The following is a 14,408-nucleotide window of genomic DNA, read 5'->3' on the forward strand; positions in this document are numbered from 1 at the left end:
TTGGCGTGCCGAGAGCAAGCGCCGAAGCAGGGCTGGGCGTGCCCTGCTACATCCCGGCCTCGACCAGCACCGCCGCGGGATTGCGGGTGAGGCCGAAGCCCGGGGTATCGGGAACGTCGAGGCGTCCGTTCTTCGGCACCGGCTCGTCGCTGAAGAGGGGCCCGAAAACCGGCAACACGTCCTGGCCGTCGGCACTGTTGGCGACATATTCGCAATAGGGCGAATGGGGCTGCGACATCACGAAATGGTAGCTGAAGGGGCCGCTGCCATGCGGGACGACGGGAACGTCGTAGGCGCTGGCATGGGCAGAGATCCGCAGCAATTCGGTCAAGCCGCCGACCCACATCACATCGGGTTGCAGGATGTCGATGTGGCGGCCTTCGATCAGCTTGCGGAAGCCATAGCGCGAATATTCATGCTCGCCCGTCGTCCATTTGGTTGCCGGCAAAGCTCTCTTGAGCAGAGCATAGCCGTCGACATCGTCGGGATGCAGAACCTCTTCCCACCAGTAGATGTCGAGGTCCTTGCAGGCGGTCGCGAGTTCGATCGCATAGGACACGTCAAGTGCCATGTAGCAATCGACCATCAGCGGATAATCAGGCCCGATGGCTTGCCGATGCGCCGCGAGGAAGGCGACATTGGCGCGCAGGCCGTCGATGCCGTCGGACGGGCCGTGGGGCAGGGGCACCTTGCCGCCCCAGAAACCGAGCCGGCGGGCCGCTTCCGGCCGCGGCCCGGTGCAATAGAAGCGGATCTCCTCCTTGGTGCGTCCGCCGATCAGCTTGTAGACCGGCTCCTCCCTCATCTTGCCGATGAGATCCCACAGGGCGAGATCCACTACCGAGATGGTGGCGAGCGGCAGGCCCTTGCGGCCGTAATATATCGACGCCCGGAACATCTGGTCCCAGAGGCGATTGAGGTCGCGCGGGTCGGCGCCGTCGAGGAAGCGGCGGAAATGGTGCTGGATCAGCCAGCAGGCAGGCTCACCGCCAAAGCCCGTGGCGAGCCCGACATGGCCGCTTTCCGTCTCGATCTCCACCACGATCGAGCCCATGACGTTGACGCCCCAGCTGGTGCGCGAGGCCTTGTAGTCGGCATAGCCGGACATCGGATTGGCGATCAGCGTGTCGATCAGCCAATGCCCCTGCTTCTGGCTGAAATAGTCGCCACCACCCTCGCTGCGGACCAGATAGGTCCTGACCTGCTTGATGCGGGGAGATGCCATGCCTCGTCCTTCCTGCGTTGGGTTGCGTCGAATAGTGACGCAAGAAACTTGTCAGTCAAGTTTACAAATTCCTGAAAACGCACTCCCTTGTTGTCAGACAAATAATCCGATATCACCCGGGTGCCCCGGAAAACGCGGAGGCGCCGGCGGGACGGCCGGCATTTGGAAGGCAGGGAAGGACCGGCATGACCACGATCATTCGCTTCGAGGGCCGCGGCGCCATCATCACCGGCGGAGCCTCCGGCATCGGCCTCAAGACGGCTGAGCGCATCGTGGCCGAAGGCGGCTCGGTCTCGATCTGGGACGTGGATGCCGCCCGCATCGAGACGGTTCGCCAGGCCTTGGGGCCACGGGCCCATGGCATTGCCATCGACATCACCGACGCCGCTGCCGTGGAAAAGGCGGCGCTGCAGGCCGAAAACCAGCTCGGTCGCATCGACGTCCTGGTCTGCTCCGCCGGCGTGGCCGGCAAGAACGAGTTGCTGGTCAATTATCCGATCGAGGAATGGAAGCGGGTCTACGACATCAACGTCAACGGCCTGTTCTATTGCAACCGCTTCGTTGCGCCGCTGATGCAGAAGCATGGCTATGGACGCATCGTGAACGTCGCCTCCATCGCCGGCAAGGAAGGCAATCCCACGGCTTCGGCCTATTCCTCGTCGAAGGCAGCGGTGATCGGCCTGACCAAGTCGCTGGGCAAGGAACTGTCGAAGGAGGGCATCACCGTCAACGCCATCACGCCGGCGACGGTCGACACGCCGATCTTGCAGCAGGTCAGCCAGGCCCATATCGACTACATGCTGTCGAAGATCCCGATGGGCCGCTTCGGCACCGTGGAGGAGTTGGCCGCCATCATCACCTGGCTTGCCAGCGAGGAATGCTCCTTCACCACCGGCGCCGTGTTCGACATTTCGGGCGGTCGCGCCACCTATTGATAACGTGTCAGGATCGGCGGGTCATCAGCGCCCGCACCAACACCACGGCGAGCGTCGCCAGCCCGATGGCGGCGGCCGCGACGATGACCGCAAGGCTCGTCGTCACATAGCAGGGGGCAGAATTGGCAGGATTCTGTTGGCAGGGAAACCGGTTGTCGAACAGACGTGCCAGATAATGTCCCTGCGTCTCGAGAAAGACCAGCATGGCGCAACCGAGAGCCAGCAGCGCTAGGAAACCGGTACTCGGACGCATGACGGAAGTCCTCGGGGAAAGAGCGTCCATTTTTCGCACCGGTTGATCCGCGTGGCAGTTTCGCCGGTCACAGCCAGATCGGCTAAACAGGGAGCGGATCGAGTCGCAGCGGGCGGAGGAATGGCGGGCATGAAGGTCGTATTCAGTGAAACCCAGAGGCGCCACGATCCGACCTTCTTCCTGTCGAGCGGCACGCAACGGCCCAATCCGGAAGTGCCGCGCCGCTGCGATATCCTGCTGCAGGCGGCCCTTGGCGCCGGGCTGACGCAGATCGCCCCCGACGATGCCGGGCTGGCGCCTGTCGCCGCGGTGCACAAGCCCGACTACATCCATTTCCTGCGCCATATCCATGCGCGCTGGAGCGAGATCGATGGGGCTTCGGCCGAGGTAATCCCCAACATCCATCCCGATCGCCGCAATGGAGCCTATCCCGCTTCCGCCGTAGGGCAGGCGGGCTATCACATGGCCGATACGGCCTGCCCGATTTCGGCGGGGACCTATGAGGCGGCCCTGGCCAGTGCCCACACCGCCTATCATGCCGCCGGCCTGGTGCTCGGCGGCGAACGCGCCGCCTATGCGCTTTGCCGTCCGCCGGGCCATCACGCCTTCGCCGACCTTGCCGGCGGGTTCTGCTTCTTCAACAACAGCGGCATCGCCGCCCAGGCCCTGCGCAGCCGTTACGACCGGGTCGCCATTCTCGATGTCGACCTGCACCACGGCAACGGCACCCAGGGCATGTTCTATGGCCGCCCCGACATCTTCACCGTTTCCGTCCATGCCGATCCCATCCGCTTCTACCCCTTCTTCTGGGGACATGCGGACGAGCGCGGCGAAGGCGAGGGGCTGGGCTACAACCTCAACCTACCCCTGCCGCGCAAGACGGGGGACGAGGGCTTCCTCGCTGCCCTCGACGTGGCCCTGGACCGTATCGCCGCTTTTGCACCGGGCGCGCTGGTGGTGGCGCTCGGCCTCGACGCTTTCGAGGGCGACCCCTTCCAGGAATTGATGGTGACCACCAAGGGTTTCGCCCGTATCGCCGCCCGCATCGCCAGCCTCGGGCTGCCGATGACGATCGTGCAGGAGGGCGGCTATGTCTGCGACGCCCTCGGCGACAATCTCGCCAGCTTCCTCTGGGGGCTGTAAGGCATTTTTCCAGCATGCATGGGTTACGACATCAAAATGCCGGGGTCGGGGCGTAGGTTCGAGACTGGTTTGGGACGATTGAGGGAGTTGTTCCGATGACCAGTCTCGCTGTCGATGCCAGTGCCTTGCTGGCAGCCCTCTGGATGCCGGCCCTGTTCAAGGTTCTCGCCGCCGATATTGCCATCGGCGCGGTCATCCTGTCAGGCTATCTCTGGCACAGGAAACAGGAACGCTGCAACGCCGAGCTGTCCGAGCGTAAATGGGGCAGGCGGCATCTGCATGGTTGAAGTCGCCTTCGCCGCTATAAACGGTCTGCTTGAACTTCTCGCCTCGATGCTTTCTCTCAAGCGAAAGTCTGCCGGCTTTTCGGCATGACAGCTCAATGCACGATGGCACCGGCCGCATTGCCCTTCGACATCCATACCACCAAGGCATCGTTGAAGGAGGCCACGGCATCGCTGGCGATGGGGATGCGGATGATCGCTCCATCCGCGAATTCGAATTCGGCCACGGCAAATTGCCGATGTTCCGGTGAAGTCAGGCCGCGAAATTTCGTAAGAAGCGGCGTGACGACCGAGCCGTCTCCACTTCCGAGCGGGTCCGAAGGATCGCTCATTCAACCATCCAATGCCAAGTCCAATAATTGCCTTCCCTATGACGAAAGGCTGTGACATGGGCGTGATACGAAATATATCATCTGAGAATTTTTTTGGGCCAATGACAAGCAGAGATATCATGCTGACGCAAAGGCATAAAAAATATGTGAGCCGGTTTCCGTTATAGAGTCCGGCTGTAATATAGAAATGGAAACGCTTCCTAGGCAATTTTTGCCAGGAAGCGTGTGATTATGAGTCTATTCTCTATTGTATCAACGTGGCATTCTTGATCGGAAAGCCGCCGATCCGCCGATCCAGACCGAGGTTATCGCCAGATCATCCGTCAGCACAACCATGTCGGATCGGCTCCCTCGGCCCAGGCGGCCATACCGCAGGTCCATGCCCACGGCCATGGCCGGGTAAAGCGAGGCCATGCGCAGGGCTTCGCCGAGATCGAGGCCGATCCGCTCATGCATGAAGCGCACGGCCGAAATCATGTCGAGGTCGGCGCCTGCGAGAGTGCCGTCATCGAGGGTCAGGCGGCCGTTTTCGCGTTTGATCACGCGGCCATTGAGCGTGAACTGCCGCATATCCGTGCCGATCGTGGCCATGGCGTCGGTGACCAGGAAGATCCGGCCGGGGTGCCGCTTGGCCCGTAATGCGATGTCGATCGTGATGGGGTCGACATGGATGCCGTCGGCCACCAGCCCGGCGGAGAGACCACCGAGGGCGATCGCCGTGCCGGCAAGCCCCGGCTCGCGATTCTTGATCTGGCTCATGGCGTTGAACAGATGCGTGGCCATGGAGGCGCCGGCCTCCGCCGCCGCGACCACGTCGCCATATTCAGCGTCGGAATGGCCGATGCTGACGATCAGGCCGGCATCCGCGAGGCGCCGGATCTGGGCCGGCGTCACCGATTCCGTCGCGACCGTCGTGAGCAGGACGGGAACCTGGCTTCTGGCGGCGACCAGCCTGGCGAGATCGGTCTCCTCCATCGGGCGGATCAAGTGCGGATCATGCGCGCCCTTGCGCGAGACGGCCAGATGCGGCCCCTCGATATGCAGGCCGAGGAAACCCGGCACCTTCCGTCGCTGGGCCTCCGCGCCGGCCTCGAGGGCCTCGGTGGTGATATCGGGCGTGTCGGTGATCAGGGTCGCCAGCAGCGCCGTGGTGCCGAACTGCGCGTGGGCCGCGCAGATGGTGGCGATGGTCTCGGCGTCGCGGCGGTCGTTCAGCATCACGCCGCCGCCGCCATTGACCTGGAGGTCGATGAAGCCGGGGGCGATGAAGCCCGTCTCGATCGTCTCGACCGCGATTCCCGCCGGCACGGCGCTGCGGGGCACGATCGCCTCGATGCGCTCGCCGTCGACGATCACGGCGGCATCCTGGTGCCAGGCCTCGCCATCGAAGATGCGTGGGGCCAGCAGGGCCGATTGCGTGCTCATACCGTCTCCGTGACCTTGCGCAGATTGCGGGGCTCGTCGGGATTGAGGCCGCGACGACGGGCGAAGGCCTCGACGAAGGCGTAGAAGGAAGCGATCAGCACCAGCGGGTCGGTCAAGGGGTGGCCGGTGGCTGCGAAGGGCAGGCGTGCGGCTTGCTTTGCGCCGTCGGCGGTGATGAAGGCGGCCGCTCCCTTGGCCGCCAGTGCGTCGGCGGTTCCAATGATGGAGCTTTGGGCCTTGTCGCGGGCGGCGAGGGCCAGCACGGGGAAGCCGGGCCCGACCAGCGCCATCGGCCCATGCATGACTTCGGCGCCGCTATAGGCTTCCGCGTGCACCGAGCAGGTCTCCTTGAATTTCAGCGCCACCTCGTTGGCGATCGCCAGGGCGGGGCCGCGGCCGAGCACGAAAACGGAGGAGGTGCCGTCCAGGGCGTCGGCCAGGGCAGTCCAGTCGCAGGCGACCGCCTGTTCCAGGTGGCGGGGCAGATCCTGGAGAGCGGCGAGCAGTGCCTTGTCGCCGGCCCAATAAGCGAGGACGCCGAGGCCGGCCACGGCGGAATTCACGAAAGTCTTGGTGGCAGCAACGCTCTTCTCTGTGCCGGCGGCGATATCGATGGCATGATCGGCCGCGAGCGCCAGGGGCGAGCCCGCCGTGTTGGTGAGGGCGATGGCGACGGCGCCGCTATGGCGCACCGCTTCCGCCATGGCGACGATGTCGGGGCTCTTGCCCGATTGCGAGATGGACAGGCTGGCGGCGCCGGCGAGCTTGAGCGGCGCCTGGTAGATCGAGGCGATCGAAGGACCGAGCGAGGCGACCGGCACACCGGTGGTCAACTCGACCGCATATTTGACAAAGGAGGCGGCATGGTCGGAGGAGCCGCGGGCCACGGTGACGAGGACGCTCGGATCGACGGCCTTCAGCGCAGTGCCCGCCCGTTCCATCTCGGCGGCCGATTGTTCGAACAGGCGTGCGACGGCCTGGGGAATTTCCAGCACCTCGCGGCGCATATGGGTCTCTGTTGTCACAGTGCTTCTCCTTCGCTGGGCTCGGCCAGCCGCAATTCAGCTACGAAATCATAGGTATCGCCCCGGTAGATCGACCGGGTGAATTCAACCACCTTACCGCTCGGCAGATACGAGACGCGCTCGATGTTGAGGCTGGCGGCTCCGGGAGGCACGCGCAGCAACTGGGCATCCTCCGGCCCGAGATTGGCGGCGGAGATGCGCTGGACGGCGCGCACCGGCTTGTTGCCGTACTCGGCAAGGGCGGCGTAGAGCGAGGAACCGACCGCTTCCGGGTTCGGCAGCAGCGAGGCCCCGATCGAGGCGCGTTCGATCGCGACGGCGGCTTCATTGGCAAAGCGCAGGCGATTTACGCGTGCCACCATCTCGTTGGCGGTCAGGCCGAGAATCATCGTCTCTTGCGGTGAGGGTACATAGAGACCGCGCTCGAGCCAGACCGAGTGCACCAGCTTGCCGCGCCGTGCCATGTCTTCGGTGAAGGATGTCAGGCGCGACAGCGACTGCTCGACGCGTTCAACCCGCGGCGCCACGAAGGTACCGGAACCGTGGCGCTGGATCAGCACCCCCTGTTCGACCAGGTTTTGCAGCGCCTTGCGCACGGTGACGCGTGAAATATCGGCCTTCATGGCGATATCACGTTCGGAAGGGAGCGCGTCGCCGGCGGCCAGGACACCGTCCCGCACCGCTTCCTCGATCGATTTGCGCAATTGCAGATAGAGCGGCGCATTGCTGCCCTTGGCATCGGCGAGGGAACGGAAGATGAGGTCGACGGCGTCACTCATGGCTTGCCTTTCCAAGCCGAATTCCCGGGCCTGTTCCTTATAGGAGGGCAAGAGTTCGGCGTAACTCAACGGCCTGGCGATCATGGCTGCATCAGTCCCGGTTTGCCATCCGACAATGACCGCTCGAGGCCGAATAGTCGGGCAGCCATGGATACTGCGCCTCCCAGCGCGTCCTGCAGAGGAGGCACGAGCCGCTCCCGGTGTTTCGGGGGCAGGCGAGGTCCGATCAGCGTTGCCAGGCCGCCCAATAAGCAACGGGGTGTCGCATTGGCAAGCGCAAGCGCGTCCAGGGATGCCTCCACCGCTGAAACGGCCCGACCTACGATCCTCTCCGCCGCCGGGTCGCCGCGATCGAGATAGTCGAAGATCATCGGTGCGAAGGTGCCGAAATCACGCGGCTGGGCGGATTTGGTGAACTCGACGATCGCCTGTGGATCGTTGTGATGTGCCGCCAGCACGGCGGCCAGCAGAGGCGTGAGAGGAGCCGTGCCGTCATGGGCGAGCAGCGTCTCCTCGAGCAGATCGCGCCCGATCCGTGCGCCGCTGCCCTGGTCGCCGAGCAGGAAGCCCCAGCCGCCGAGGCGGCGGATCTCGCCCGACTGGCGCGCCAGATAGTGGCTGCCCGTGCCCAGGATGCCGATGGCGCCGTCTCCCGCGCCGATCGCGCCTTCCAGGGCGATGAGCACGTCGGACTCGATCAGGCAGCGGTGAAAGGGCAGGCGAGTGCGCAGCTCGGCGGCATAGGTTCCGATATTGGCGCCCGCCAGGCCGAGCACGACGGGGGTGTCGGGAATATGGGCCGGATCCTGGCCGGCGGTGGCGAAGGCCTGGCCGACGGCTGCCATGATGCTCTCGCATGCTCCGTTCAAATCCGTGCGGATATTGGCCGACCCGACCTTGGCGCGGCCGATGATCTGGCTTTGGGCTGTCGCGAGCGCCGCCCTGCAGCTTGTGCCTCCGCCATCGACGCCAAGGATCATCATTGTAGTGTCCTCCCTATACGAAAACAATACCAATAAGCTACCACTCGTCAAGAGGCATTCTGGGCAAAAAATTTAAACTAAACAAAATCAGGTACTTACATGAAATATGACAACTTGGAGAGAAAAGTTATGTGAGACCACTAGACAAGTGGTATTTATTTGGTATTGTCCGGCGCATCGGGGAGGCGGGGTCGGACCTAGGCCGGCGCTGCCGAGCGGAGGCCTGCGGGCGTGCAGGTTCTTCGGGTCTCCGGGCAGCAGACCAGTTGCCGGCCGGGAAAGGCTGCATGAGCGGCGCATCCCGGTGGAGTTGGATACCGCAAGGTTGACCAGAGCCGGCCCGGGCAGTGGCCGGTACAGGGAGGAAGACGGATGAAGAAGCGACTTTTGACGGCCCTATTCCTGGGCACTACTTTTCTCAGCGCGACGGCCGCCTGGGCCGAGGACGCTACCCTCACCATCGAAAGCTGGCGCAATGACGATCTTGCCATCTGGCAGGAAAAGCTGATCCCGGCCTTCGAGAAGGCCAATCCCGGCATCAAGGTGAACTTCACCCCGTCGGCGCCGCCGGAATATAATGCCGCGCTCAACGCCAAGCTTGATGCCGGAACCGCCGGCGATGTGATCGCCTGCCGTCCTTTCGATGCCTCGCTCGAGCTCTACAAGAAGGGCCAGCTGACGGATCTGTCGACCCTGCCGGGCATGGACAATTTCACCGACACGTCCAAGTCTGCCTGGCAGACCGACGACGGCAAGGCCACATTCTGCGTGCCGGTCGCCTCGGTGATCCACGGCTTCATCTACAACAAGGATGCCTTCGACAAGCTCGGTCTCAAACCGCCGCAGACCGAAGAGGAATTCTTTGCCACCCTCGACAAGATCAAGGCGGATGGCACCTATGTTCCGATGGCGATGGGCACCAAGGATCTGTGGGAAGCGGCCACGATGGGCTACCAGAACATCGGCCCGAACTACTGGAAGGGCGAGGACGGCCGTCTGGCGCTGATCAAGGGCTCGCAGAAGCTGACGGACGCCGATTGGGTCGAGCCCTTCGTCACGCTGGCCAAGTGGAAGTCCTATCTGGGCGATGGTTTCGAAGCGCAGACCTACCCCGACAGCCAGAACCTGTTCACCCTCGGCCGCGCCGCCATCTATCCGGCAGGTTCCTGGGAGATCTCCCCGTTCGGCGCGCAGGCCCAGTTCAAGATGGGCGCCTTCTCGCCGCCCGTGCGCAAGGCCGGCGACACCTGCTATATCTCCGACCATAACGATATCGGCTTCGGCCTGAACGCCAAGAGCAAGAACCCGGAAGCAGCTAAGAAGCTGCTGGCCTGGATCGCCTCGCCTGAATTCGCCACGCTCTACGCCAATGCTTTGCCGGGCTTCTTCAGCCTCGCCAAGAGCGAGGTGAAGCTCGAAAATCCGCTGGCGCAGGAATTCGTGTCCTGGCGCAACAAGTGCAAGTCGACCATCCGCTCGACCTACAAGATCCTGTCGCGCGGCACGCCCAATCTCGAGAACGAGACCTGGGTGGAATCCGCCAATGTGATCAACGGCGTCGACACGCCGCAAGCTGCTGCCGAGAAGCTCCAGAAGGGGCTCGACAGCTGGTATAAGCCGGCTAAATAAGATCGGCTCGGCCGCGCCTCGATGACGGCGCGGCCATCCTCCCCCTCATCGCCATCTCCGACAACAGCAACGCACATGCGAGGATTGCTGCAATGTCTCTCGAAGATTCACCAAGTAGAAAAGCGTTCCGCTGGCACATTCCGGTTTTCCTGGCGCCGGCCGTCATCATCTACACGCTCGTGATGATCCTGCCGCTGATCGGTACCCTGCAGTTTTCGCTGTTCCGGACCGTCGATGGTGTGTCGCATTTCGCGGGGCTCGACAATTTCCGCACGCTGTTCGGCGATCCGCGCTGGGCCTCCAGCTTCTGGAACGCCCTGCGCAACAATTGCTGGTTCTTCCTCATCCACATGGTGGTGCAGAACCCGATCGGCGTCGTGCTGGCGGCGCTGCTCTCCCATCCCAAGCTGCGCTTCGCCGCCTTCTACCGCACGGCGATCTTCATTCCGACCGTGCTGTCCTTCGTGATCGTCGGCTTCGTGTGGAAGCTGATCCTTTCCCCGCTCTGGGGCGTGGCGCCCTCGATGCTCGACCTGATCGGCCTCAAGAGCTGGTTCACGCCGCTGCTCGGCAAGGAAGCCTATGCGCTGACCACGCTCGGCCTCGTCTCGGTCTGGCAGTTCGTGGGCATTCCGATGATGCTGATCTATGCCGCCCTGCTGTCGATCCCCGACGAGGTGATCGAGGCGGCCGAGATGGACGGTATCACCGGCATCGCCCAGTTCTGGAAGATCAAGCTGCCGCTGATCCTGCCTTCGATCGGTATCATCTCGATCCTGACCTTCGTCGGCAACTTCAATGCCTTCGACCTGATCTATTCGGCACAGGGCGCGCTGGCCGGGCCGAACTACGCCACCGACATTCTCGGTACCTTCCTCTACCGCACCTTCTTCGGCTTCCAGCTGCAGCTCGGCGATCCGAACATGGGCGCCACCATCGCCTCCATGATGTTCTTCATCATCCTGGCCGGCGTGTGCGTCTACCTCTTCGCTATCCAGACGCGGCTGCGGCGGTATCAGTTCTGAGGAGATCGACATGAGCAAAGCTACGCACTCACCGGCCCGGTCGATCGCCGCCCACGCGGTGCTGATCGCCTACACCGTGATCGCCCTGTTCCCGGTGATCCTGATCCTGATCAACTCCTTCAAGTCGAGGGATGCGATCTTCCGCTCGCCCCTGACACCGCCGGGGCCGGCGACCTTCGATGCCATCGGCTACAAGACCGTGCTCGCCCAGGGCGACTTCTTCCTCTACTTCCAGAACAGCATGATCGTCACGGTGGTCTCCCTGTTCTTCGTGCTGCTGCTCGGCGGCATGGCGGCCTTCGCGCTGGCCGAGTACCGCTTCAGGGGCAATACGCTGATGGGGCTTTATCTGGCTCTGGGCATCATGATCCCGATCAGGCTCGGCACCGTCGCCATCCTGCAGCTCATGGTCGCCACGGGCCTGGTCAACACGCTGACGGCCCTCATCCTGGTCTATACGGCGCAGGGCTTGCCGCTGGCGGTGTTTATCCTGTCCGAGTTCATGAAGCAGGTCTCGGACGATCTCAAGAATGCCGGTCGCATCGACGGATTGTCGGAGTACCGCATCTTCTTCCGCCTCGTCCTGCCGCTGGTGCGGCCGGCCATGGCCACCGTCGCGGTCTTCACCATGATCCCGATCTGGAACGATCTGTGGTTCCCGCTGATCCTGGCACCGGGCGAAAAGACCAAGACCATCACGCTCGGCACCCAGGTCTTCATCGGGCAGTTCGTCACCAACTGGAATGCCGTGCTGGCGGCACTGTCGCTCGCCATCCTGCCGGTGCTGGTGCTCTATGTGATCTTCTCGCGGCAACTCATCCGCGGCATCACCTCGGGCGCCGTCAAGTAGCGGCCCAGTATTGAGCCGGCTTACGGCGGCCGGCTCCCCTCAAACGGCAATGAAACCTCATCACCGTCCGCGGCAAGCGGATGAAGAAGCGCGCGTGCGTCCCACAGGCAAATCATGAGCAAAGCGCGTCCAGACGCAAACGCACTTTGCTCAAGCTCATCATTTGAACGCGTCTTGGCGATTCTCGGTGAAACCGCCAAATCGCAAAACGCTATAGGGGAAGTATCATGGGTTCGCTGAATATCGAGAATGTGAAGAAATCGTTCGGTTCGGTCGATATCCTCAAGGGGATCAACCTCGAAGTTGCCGACGGCGAGTTCGTCGTCTTTGTGGGGCCGTCGGGCTGCGGCAAGTCCACGCTGCTGCGCATCATCGCGGGGCTCGAGGACACCACCTCCGGCGCCGTCAGGATCGACGGCCAGCGCGTAAACGACGTGCCGCCGGCCAAGCGTGGCATCGCCATGGTGTTCCAGAGCTATGCGCTCTATCCCCACCTCACCGTGCGCAACAATATGGGCCTGGGCCTCAAGCAGGCCGGCGAGGCGGCGGCCGAGATCGACAAGCGCATCAAGGCTTCCTCGGCCATGCTCGCGCTCGAACCCTATCTGGACCGCCGGCCGTCCGAACTCTCCGGTGGCCAGCGCCAGCGCGTCGCCATCGGTCGCGCCGTGGTGCGCGAGCCCAAGCTCTTCCTGTTCGACGAGCCCCTGTCCAACCTCGACGCGGCTCTGCGCGTCAACACCCGCATTGAGATCGCCCAGCTCCACCAGCGCCTCAAATCGACGATGATCTATGTGACGCATGACCAGGTCGAGGCCATGACGCTGGCCGACAAGATCGTGGTGCTGAATGCCGGCCATATCGAGCAGGTCGGCGCTCCCATGCATCTCTACAACGACCCCGACAACACTTTCGTCGCCGGCTTCATCGGCTCGCCCAAGATGAACTTCGTCGATGGCGGGCGCCTTGGCGAGAGCGTCAAGACGATCGGCGTGCGGCCCGAGCATGTCACCGTCAGCCGGGAGACCGGCGACTGGAAGGGCACTGTCGTCTATGCCGAGCATCTGGGTGCCGACACCTATCTCTATCTCGATACCGAGAAGGCCGGCTCGATCACCGTGCGGCTCTCCGGCGAGTATCAGGTCGAACCCGGCGCCACCATCTACGCCACGCCCGATGCGACGAGGACCTTGCGCTTCGACGAGAACGGCAAGCGCCTGCGCGGCTGAGGCGCGGTTCGGTGTGCCGGTCTTCAGACCGGCATACGGACCCGCCGTCGTTTCCCGTACATGTAGACAAAACATTCATTGTGGACTAATTCGTCTATGCTTGCCATTTGACGGATGAATCCTGCAATGACCGACATCGTCGAAGATGCCCTGCCTCGCCTGGTCGCAATGCGGCATGACCTGCATCGCCATCCGGAGATCTCCCGCGAAGAGGCCTGGACCTCGGCGTTCGTTGCCGAACGCCTGACCGAAATGGGAATTCCCGTCCATACCGGCGTCGGCGGCTATGGCGTCGTCGGCGTCGTCCAGGGGAGCGGGGAAGGGCCCGGCGTGGCCCTTCGTGCCGACATGGATGCCCTCGCCATGGATGAGCACAACACCTTCGACCATTGCTCGCAGATCCCCGGCGCCATGCATGCCTGCGGCCATGATGGCCACATGACCATGCTTCTGGGGGCGGCGTCCTATCTCTCGCTCACCCGCCATTTCCGGGGGACGGTCTACCTGGTGTTCCAGCCGGCGGAGGAGCGCTATGGCGGCGCCCAACTCATGTTGGATGCCGGCCTGCTCGAGCGTTTCCCCGCGCGCAATATTTTCGGCCTGCACAACTGGCCGGATGCGCCGGCCGGCGAGGTCATCGTCCATGATGGTCCGGTGATGGCAGGCGCGGGGGAATTCACCCTGAAGTTCAAGGCGGCCGGCGGCCACGCCGCCATGCCGCACATGACCGGCGATCCCGTCCTGGCCGGCAGCCATTTCGTCACCGGTATCCAGCAGGCAGTGGGCCGCGCCGTCAACCCGCTCGAGGCCGCCGTCGTTACCGTCGGTTCGTTCCAGGGCGGCTTCGCCCAGAACGTGATTTCGCGCGAGGCCACTTTGGCCGGCACCTTCCGTGGCCTGCGCCCGGAGATCCTGGCCCTGTTGAGGGGGCGGGTCGAGGAGATTGCTCAGTCTGCTGCCAGGATCGCTGCGACCGAGGTCGAGATCGGTTTCGACGACCTGCCGAGCCCGCCCGTGGTCAACACGCCGGCCGAAGCCGAGATCATGCGACTAGCTGCGCGCTCGCTGCCCGGCGGCCCCGCCTTGCATGTCGGCGTGCCGACCATGGCGGGCGACGATTTCGGCGCCTTCCTCGAGCACCTGCCTGGCGCCTATGCCTGGATCGGCAATGGTCCGTCGGAGCGGAATGGCCGGCTTCACCAGCCCGATTACGATTTCAACGACGCCATCATCGGCACCGGCGTCCGCCTGCTTTCGGCCACGGCGGAACAGGCATTGTTGTGGACATAAA

The 14,408-nt window shown here is 63.5% G+C and carries 15 protein-coding genes; 8 read left to right on the forward strand and 7 right to left on the reverse strand.

All coding sequences use genetic code 11. The features are described from left to right. Positions 1 to 46 precede the first annotated feature (46 nt). Positions 47 to 1,225, reverse strand: a complete 1,179-nt coding sequence (rhmD, locus tag U1R88_RS07575) for an L-rhamnonate dehydratase (RefSeq protein ID WP_322430705.1) — start codon at positions 1,223 to 1,225, stop codon at positions 47 to 49. 185 nt (positions 1,226 to 1,410) lie between these two features. Here rhmD and U1R88_RS07580 point away from each other — a divergent pair, with 185 nt between their 5' ends. Further along, the gene (locus tag U1R88_RS07580) at positions 1,411 to 2,160 is read left to right on the forward strand and encodes an SDR family NAD(P)-dependent oxidoreductase (RefSeq protein WP_322430706.1); all 750 of its coding nucleotides are present in this window, start codon (positions 1,411 to 1,413) and stop codon (positions 2,158 to 2,160) included. A gap of 7 nt (positions 2,161 to 2,167) precedes the next feature. Here the strand turns inward: U1R88_RS07580 and U1R88_RS07585 are convergent, their stop codons facing one another. Continuing rightward, a complete protein-coding gene (locus tag U1R88_RS07585; RefSeq protein WP_322430707.1) occupies positions 2,168 to 2,413 on the reverse strand; it encodes a hypothetical protein in 246 nt (81 codons plus the stop codon). 129 nt (positions 2,414 to 2,542) lie between these two features. On the opposite strand from U1R88_RS07585, the gene U1R88_RS07590 reads away from it, so the two are divergent. After that, positions 2,543 to 3,556: a histone deacetylase family protein gene (locus U1R88_RS07590; protein ID WP_322430708.1), complete on the forward strand. Its 1,014-nt coding sequence runs from the start codon at positions 2,543 to 2,545 to the stop codon at positions 3,554 to 3,556. Between the two features lie 95 nt (positions 3,557 to 3,651). Then, the gene (locus tag U1R88_RS07595) at positions 3,652 to 3,843 is read left to right on the forward strand and encodes a hypothetical protein (protein ID WP_068288216.1); all 192 of its coding nucleotides are present in this window, start codon (positions 3,652 to 3,654) and stop codon (positions 3,841 to 3,843) included. 92 nt (positions 3,844 to 3,935) lie between these two features. Here U1R88_RS07595 and U1R88_RS07600 read toward each other — a convergent pair whose 3' ends face one another. From U1R88_RS07600 to U1R88_RS07620, 5 genes are all read right to left on the reverse strand, one after another. Continuing rightward, entirely contained in the window at positions 3,936 to 4,172 is a 237-nt protein-coding gene (locus U1R88_RS07600) for a hypothetical protein (protein ID WP_322430709.1), read from the reverse strand. Positions 4,173 to 4,424: 252 nt separating this feature from the next. Continuing rightward, entirely contained in the window at positions 4,425 to 5,597 is a 1,173-nt protein-coding gene (gene nagA, locus U1R88_RS07605) for an N-acetylglucosamine-6-phosphate deacetylase (RefSeq protein ID WP_322430710.1), read from the reverse strand. Next, positions 5,594 to 6,604: an SIS domain-containing protein gene (locus tag U1R88_RS07610; protein ID WP_322431353.1), complete on the reverse strand. Its 1,011-nt coding sequence runs from the start codon at positions 6,602 to 6,604 to the stop codon at positions 5,594 to 5,596. The genes nagA and U1R88_RS07610 overlap by 4 nt, the downstream gene beginning before the upstream one ends. Positions 6,605 to 6,618: 14 nt before the next feature. Further along, on the reverse strand, positions 6,619 to 7,401 hold the full coding sequence (locus tag U1R88_RS07615; protein ID WP_322430711.1) for a GntR family transcriptional regulator: 783 nt from the start codon (positions 7,399 to 7,401) through the stop codon (positions 6,619 to 6,621). Between the two features lie 80 nt (positions 7,402 to 7,481). Beyond that, a complete protein-coding gene (locus U1R88_RS07620) occupies positions 7,482 to 8,384 on the reverse strand; it encodes a glucosamine kinase nucleotide-binding domain-containing protein (protein WP_322430712.1) in 903 nt (300 codons plus the stop codon). Between the two features lie 372 nt (positions 8,385 to 8,756). On the opposite strand from U1R88_RS07620, the gene U1R88_RS07625 reads away from it, so the two are divergent. The 5 genes from U1R88_RS07625 (at position 8,757) to U1R88_RS07645 (ending at position 14,407) form a co-directional block, all read left to right on the forward strand. Continuing rightward, positions 8,757 to 10,013, forward strand: coding sequence for an ABC transporter substrate-binding protein (locus U1R88_RS07625; protein ID WP_322430713.1), 1,257 nt, complete (start codon positions 8,757 to 8,759; stop codon positions 10,011 to 10,013). Positions 10,014 to 10,105: 92 nt separating this feature from the next. Beyond that, positions 10,106 to 11,038: a carbohydrate ABC transporter permease gene (locus U1R88_RS07630; protein WP_322430714.1), complete on the forward strand. Its 933-nt coding sequence runs from the start codon at positions 10,106 to 10,108 to the stop codon at positions 11,036 to 11,038. A gap of 10 nt (positions 11,039 to 11,048) precedes the next feature. Then, positions 11,049 to 11,888 carry a carbohydrate ABC transporter permease gene (locus U1R88_RS07635; RefSeq protein ID WP_068288243.1) on the forward strand — a complete coding sequence of 280 codons (840 nt, stop codon included), beginning with the start codon at positions 11,049 to 11,051 and terminating at the stop codon, positions 11,886 to 11,888. Positions 11,889 to 12,115: 227 nt separating this feature from the next. Then, on the forward strand, positions 12,116 to 13,117 hold the full coding sequence (locus U1R88_RS07640) for an ABC transporter ATP-binding protein (protein WP_322430715.1): 1,002 nt from the start codon (positions 12,116 to 12,118) through the stop codon (positions 13,115 to 13,117). A gap of 126 nt (positions 13,118 to 13,243) precedes the next feature. Beyond that, positions 13,244 to 14,407 carry a M20 metallopeptidase family protein gene (locus U1R88_RS07645; protein WP_322430716.1) on the forward strand — a complete coding sequence of 388 codons (1,164 nt, stop codon included), beginning with the start codon at positions 13,244 to 13,246 and terminating at the stop codon, positions 14,405 to 14,407. Position 14,408 lies beyond the last annotated feature (1 nt).

It is taken from the genome of Labrys sedimenti (assembly GCF_034424805.1).
GTDB classification, from domain to species: domain Bacteria; phylum Pseudomonadota; class Alphaproteobacteria; order Rhizobiales; family Labraceae; genus Labrys; species Labrys sedimenti.

Coding starts and splice junctions, on each gene's coding strand:
- U1R88_RS07600 (WP_322430709.1), bottom strand. CDS start 4,172: ATGAGCGATCCTTCGGACCCGCTCGGAAGTGGAGACGGCTCGGTCGTC.
- U1R88_RS07620 (WP_322430712.1), bottom strand. CDS start 8,384: ATGATGATCCTTGGCGTCGATGGCGGAGGCACAAGCTGCAGGGCGGCG.
- U1R88_RS07640 (WP_322430715.1), top strand. CDS start 12,116: ATGGGTTCGCTGAATATCGAGAATGTGAAGAAATCGTTCGGTTCGGTC.
- rhmD (WP_322430705.1), bottom strand. CDS start 1,225: ATGGCATCTCCCCGCATCAAGCAGGTCAGGACCTATCTGGTCCGCAGC.
- nagA (WP_322430710.1), bottom strand. CDS start 5,597: ATGAGCACGCAATCGGCCCTGCTGGCCCCACGCATCTTCGATGGCGAG.
- U1R88_RS07590 (WP_322430708.1), top strand. CDS start 2,543: ATGAAGGTCGTATTCAGTGAAACCCAGAGGCGCCACGATCCGACCTTC.
- U1R88_RS07630 (WP_322430714.1), top strand. CDS start 10,106: ATGTCTCTCGAAGATTCACCAAGTAGAAAAGCGTTCCGCTGGCACATT.
- U1R88_RS07645 (WP_322430716.1), top strand. CDS start 13,244: ATGACCGACATCGTCGAAGATGCCCTGCCTCGCCTGGTCGCAATGCGG.
- U1R88_RS07615 (WP_322430711.1), bottom strand. CDS start 7,401: ATGAGTGACGCCGTCGACCTCATCTTCCGTTCCCTCGCCGATGCCAAG.
- U1R88_RS07635 (WP_068288243.1), top strand. CDS start 11,049: ATGAGCAAAGCTACGCACTCACCGGCCCGGTCGATCGCCGCCCACGCG.
- U1R88_RS07585 (WP_322430707.1), bottom strand. CDS start 2,413: ATGCGTCCGAGTACCGGTTTCCTAGCGCTGCTGGCTCTCGGTTGCGCC.
- U1R88_RS07610 (WP_322431353.1), bottom strand. CDS start 6,604: ATGCGCCGCGAGGTGCTGGAAATTCCCCAGGCCGTCGCACGCCTGTTC.
- U1R88_RS07595 (WP_068288216.1), top strand. CDS start 3,652: ATGACCAGTCTCGCTGTCGATGCCAGTGCCTTGCTGGCAGCCCTCTGG.
- U1R88_RS07625 (WP_322430713.1), top strand. CDS start 8,757: ATGAAGAAGCGACTTTTGACGGCCCTATTCCTGGGCACTACTTTTCTC.
- U1R88_RS07580 (WP_322430706.1), top strand. CDS start 1,411: ATGACCACGATCATTCGCTTCGAGGGCCGCGGCGCCATCATCACCGGC.